At 72.8% G+C, this 4,322-nt stretch carries 3 protein-coding genes; 1 reads left to right on the forward strand and 2 read right to left on the reverse strand.

Annotation, left to right across the window (positions count from 1 at the left end; all coding sequences use genetic code 11):
• Positions 1–236 precede the first annotated feature (236 nt).
• Positions 237–1,067, forward strand: a complete 831-nt coding sequence (locus AC13HU_RS33170; protein ID WP_483045692.1) for a DUF3097 domain-containing protein — start codon at positions 237–239, stop codon at positions 1,065–1,067.
• Positions 1,068–1,094: 27 nt separating this feature from the next.
• On the opposite strand, the gene hemW is transcribed toward AC13HU_RS33170, so the two are convergent.
• Both hemW and AC13HU_RS33180 read right to left on the reverse strand, forming a co-directional pair.
• Positions 1,095–2,327: a radical SAM family heme chaperone HemW gene (gene hemW, locus AC13HU_RS33175; protein WP_483045693.1), complete on the reverse strand. Its 1,233-nt coding sequence runs from the start codon at positions 2,325–2,327 to the stop codon at positions 1,095–1,097.
• Between the two features lie 44 nt (positions 2,328–2,371).
• Positions 2,372–4,255: an AMP-dependent synthetase/ligase gene (locus AC13HU_RS33180; protein WP_483045694.1), complete on the reverse strand. Its 1,884-nt coding sequence runs from the start codon at positions 4,253–4,255 to the stop codon at positions 2,372–2,374.
• Positions 4,256–4,322: the final 67 nt, after the last annotated feature.

The following is a 4,322-nucleotide window of genomic DNA, read 5'->3' on the forward strand; positions in this document are numbered from 1 at the left end:
GCCCCACCCTGTCGGTCCAGGGACCACCCCTCAGTGGGTGGCTTGTCGCGCAGTTCCCCGCGCCCCTGGGTTTGTGCGGCTCCTCCCGCCGACAACGGCGAGCCACCCCAGCAGGGGCGCGGGCGGGAACGGCGGGGAGCCGAAGCGGCGGGTTGCCGTGGGGGCCAGGCACGACAGGTGGTCCCGGGGCCGACAGATCCGGGAAGCCCGGGGGGTCAGGCTCTACGATCATCCGCATGCGTAGCAGGAGTTATGACCCTGACCTCACCCCGCCCTGGAAGAAGTCCGGCCCGGCACCCGAGGTGGCGGCGGAACGGGACCTGGTGGTCGAAGAGGTGAGCACGGGGTTCTGCGGAGCCGTGGTCCGGGTCGAGAAGACCGCGGAGGGCCTGACCGTGACCTTGGAGGACCGCTTCGGCAAACTGCGGGTCTTCCCGATGGCGCCGCGCGGCTTCCTGATCGACGGCCGCACCGTGACCCTCGTACGCCCGCGCGCGGCCGCCCCGGCCCCGCGCGGGCCGCTGCTGTCGGCATCGGGCTCGATCGCCGTGACGGGCGCGAAGGCACGGGTCGCCCGGGCCGGGCGGATCTACGTCGAGGGCCGGCACGACGCGGAGCTGGTGGAGCGGGTGTGGGGCCACGACCTGCGGGTCGAGGGCGTCGTCGTGGAGTACCTGGAGGGCGTCGACGACCTGCCCGCCATCGTCTCGGCGTTCTCCCCCGGCCCCGACGCCCGGCTCGGCGTGCTGGTGGACCACCTGGTGCCGGGCTCCAAGGAGTCACGGATCGCCGCGTCGGTGACCGGCGCCGACGTGCTGGTGGTCGGCCACCCGTACATCGACGTGTGGGAGGCCGTGAAGCCGTCGTCGGTCGGCATCCCGGAGTGGCCGAGGGTGCCGCGCGGCGAGGACTGGAAGACGGGCGTGTGCCGGGCGCTGGGCTGGACGGACATGAACACGGGCGAGGCGTGGCAGCGCATCCTGGCGTCGGTGGCGTCGTACAAGGACCTCAAGCCGGAGCTGCTGGGGGCCGTGGAGCACCTGATCGACTTCGTGACGGCGCCGTAGCGCGGGTGGGGCGGCGGGCCGCGGGCGTCAGTCGACCAGGTCCCTGACCACGGCGTCGGCGAGCAGCCGGCCGCGCAGCGTGAGGACGGCGCGGCCGGCCGCGTAAGGACCGGGCTCCAGGAGACCGTCCCTTACCGCGCGGGCGGCGGCCTTCGCGCCCTGTTCCGCGAGGATCGCCAGCGGGCAGCCGTCGGCGAGCCGCAGCTCCAGCAGGACCCGTTCCACCCGCCGATCCTCCGCGCCGAGCAGTTCCCGGCCGACCCCGGGGGTGCGCCCCTCGGCGAGGGCCTGCGCGTAGGCGCCCGGGTGCTTGGCGTTCCACCAGCGCACCCCGCCGACGTGGCTGTGCGCGCCGGGACCCGCGCCCCACCAGTCCGCGCCGGTCCAGTACAGCTCGTTGTGACGGCAGCGCGCGGCGGGACCGGTGGCCCAGTTCGACACCTCGTACCAGCCGAAGCCCGCGGCCGACAGCCGCTCCTCGGCGATCAGATAGCGGTCGGCGTGCGCGTCGTCGTCGGTCATCGGCACCTCGCCGCGCCGGATGCGGCGGGCCAGCCCGGTGCCCTCCTCCACGATCAGCGCGTACGCCGAGACGTGGTCGGGCCCGGCGCCGATCGCCGCGTCCAGGGACGCGTGCCAGTCCTGGTCGGTCTCCCCGGGGGTGCCGTAGATCAGGTCGAGGTTCACGTGCTCGAACCCGGCGGCGCGGGCCTCGGCGACGCAACGCTCGGGGCGCCCGGGAGTGTGCGTACGGTCCAGCACCTTCAGGACGTGCTGCCGGGCGCTCTGCATGCCGAACGACACCCGGTTGAAGCCCGCGGCCCGCAGCTCGGCCAGATAGGCCGGGTCGACGGATTCCGGGTTGGCCTCCGTGGTCACCTCGGCGTCCGCGGCGAGCCCGAACTCCGCCTTGATCGCGGCGAGCATCCGGCCGAGGTCGGCGGCCGGCAGCAGCGTGGGGGTGCCGCCGCCGACGAACACCGTGCTGACCTCGCGGGGGTCGTCGCCCAGCACCTTCCGGGCCAGCCGCACCTCTTCGGCCAGCACGTCCGCGTAGTTGTCCCGCGACGCCAGCGCCCCGCCCGAGCCCCTCAGCTCGCTCGCGGTGTACGTGTTGAAGTCGCAGTACCCGCAGCGCGTGGCGCAGTACGGCACATGCAGATAGAACCCGAACGGGCGGTCTTCGGCGCCCTCGAACGCGGACGGCGGCAGACCGCCGTCCGCGGGCACGGGTTCCCCGTCGGGGAGTACGGAAGGCATTCCTTCAGTATCCGTCATCCGGGTGCCTGCCCAGGGGCGCCGTACTACGCCTCGCGGGCGCCCTCGTACATCTCGTCGATCAAGGGGGCGAACTCGCGCTCGACGACCGGGCGCTTCAGCTTGAGGCTGGGCGTGAGGTCGCCGTGTTCGATGTCGAGGTCGCGCGGGAGGATGCGGAACCGGCGGATCTGCTGCCACCGCTGGAGCCCGGCGTTGACCTCCTGGACGTACCCGTCGATCAGCTCGCGCACCTGCTCGGTGCCGACGACCTCCGCGTAGGGCCGGCCGCCGAGGCCGTTGTCCTCGGCCCACCCCAGGAGCGTCGGCTCGTCGAGGGCGAGCAGCGCCGTACAGAAGTTGCGGCCGCCGCCGACCACCAGGACGTTGCTGACGAACGGGCACACCGCCTTGAACTGGCCCTCGACCTCGGCCGGCGCGATGTACTTGCCGCCGGACGTCTTGATCAGGTCCTTCTTGCGGTCGGTGATCTTCAGGAAGCCGTCGGGCGACAGCTCGCCGATGTCCCCGGTGTGGAACCAGCCGTCGGGCTCCAGCACCTCGGCCGTCTGCTCGGGCAGCCCGTGGTAGCCCTGCATGATGCCGGGGCCGCGCAGCAGGATCTCGCCGTCCTCGCCGATCCGGACCTCGAGGCCGGGCAGCGCCTTGCCGACGGTGCCGGTGCGGTAGGACTCGCCGGGGTTGACGAAGCTCGCCGCGCTGGACTCGGTGAGGCCGTACCCCTCCAGGATGTGGATGCCGGCGCCGGCGAAGAAGAAGCCGATGTCGGGGGCGAGCGCGGCCGACCCGGAGACGCAGGCGCGCAGCCGGCCGCCGAACGCCTCGCGCAGCTTCGCGTAGACCAGCCGGTCGGCGACCGCGTGCTTGCTGCGCAGCGGCAGCGGGACGGTCGGGGTGCCGGTCAGCCGCATGCTGTTCTGCGCCGCCTTGGCGTAGTCGCGGGCGACCCGCGCGGACCACAGGAAGATCTTGTACTTCGCGTTGCCGCCCTCCCTGGCCTTGGCGGCGACCCCGTTGTAGACCTTCTCGAAGATCCGCGGCACGGCGGCCATGTAGGTGGGCCGGACCACCGGCAGGTTCTCGATGATCTTGTCGACCCGGCCGTCCACGGCGGTGACGTGGCCGACGGTGATGTGCCCGGCGGTGAGCACCTTGCCGAAGACGTGCGCGAGCGGCAGCCACAGGTACTGCACGTCGTTCTCGTCGAGCAGGCCCACCCCCTGGATGGCGCGGGCCATGTACGCCCACGCGTCGTGCGGCAGGCGCACGCCCTTGGGGCGGCCGGTGGTGCCGGAGGTGTAGATGAGGGTGGCGAGCTGGTCCTTGGTGAGCGCGCCGATGGCGTCGGTGACGGCGGTCGGGCGCCGCTCCAGGTAGGCGGCGCCACGCTTCTCCAGGTCGGCGAGGGACAGCACCCAGCCGTCGTTGTCGGCGTCGGTGGCGCCTGCCGGGTCGATGACCACGACGTGCGCGAGGTCGGGCAGGTCGGCGCGGCGCTCGCGGGCCTTGGCGAGCTGGGCCGCGTTCTCGGCGATCAGCACCCGGCTGTCGGAGTCGGCGAGGATGAACGCGGTCTCGTCGGCGTTGGTGGACGGGTAGACCGTGGTGGTGGCGGCGCCCGCGCACAGCACGCCGAGGTCGGACAGGATCCAGTCCACCGACGTGTTCGCGGCGATCGCGACGCGCTCCTCGGGGCGCACCCCGAGGTCCATCAGGCCGGCCGCAATGGCGTACACCCGGCTCGCGGCCTGCGCCCAGGTGAGCGAGCGCCACTCGTCGGGGCCCTCGCCGGACGCGGGCGGCACCGGCATGCGGTACGCCTCGGCGTCCGGCGTCGCCTCGACCCGCTCCAGGAAGAGCGTCGCCACGGACGGCGGCCGATTCTCGATCAACGTCTGTGTGTCGGTCACGACAACCTCCGGGCCCGAACGGCGTTCTTAACTCACCAGTAACCTATCCGCGATCAGGGTAGAGGCC

The organism is Streptomyces sp. NH27 (genome assembly GCF_056859195.1).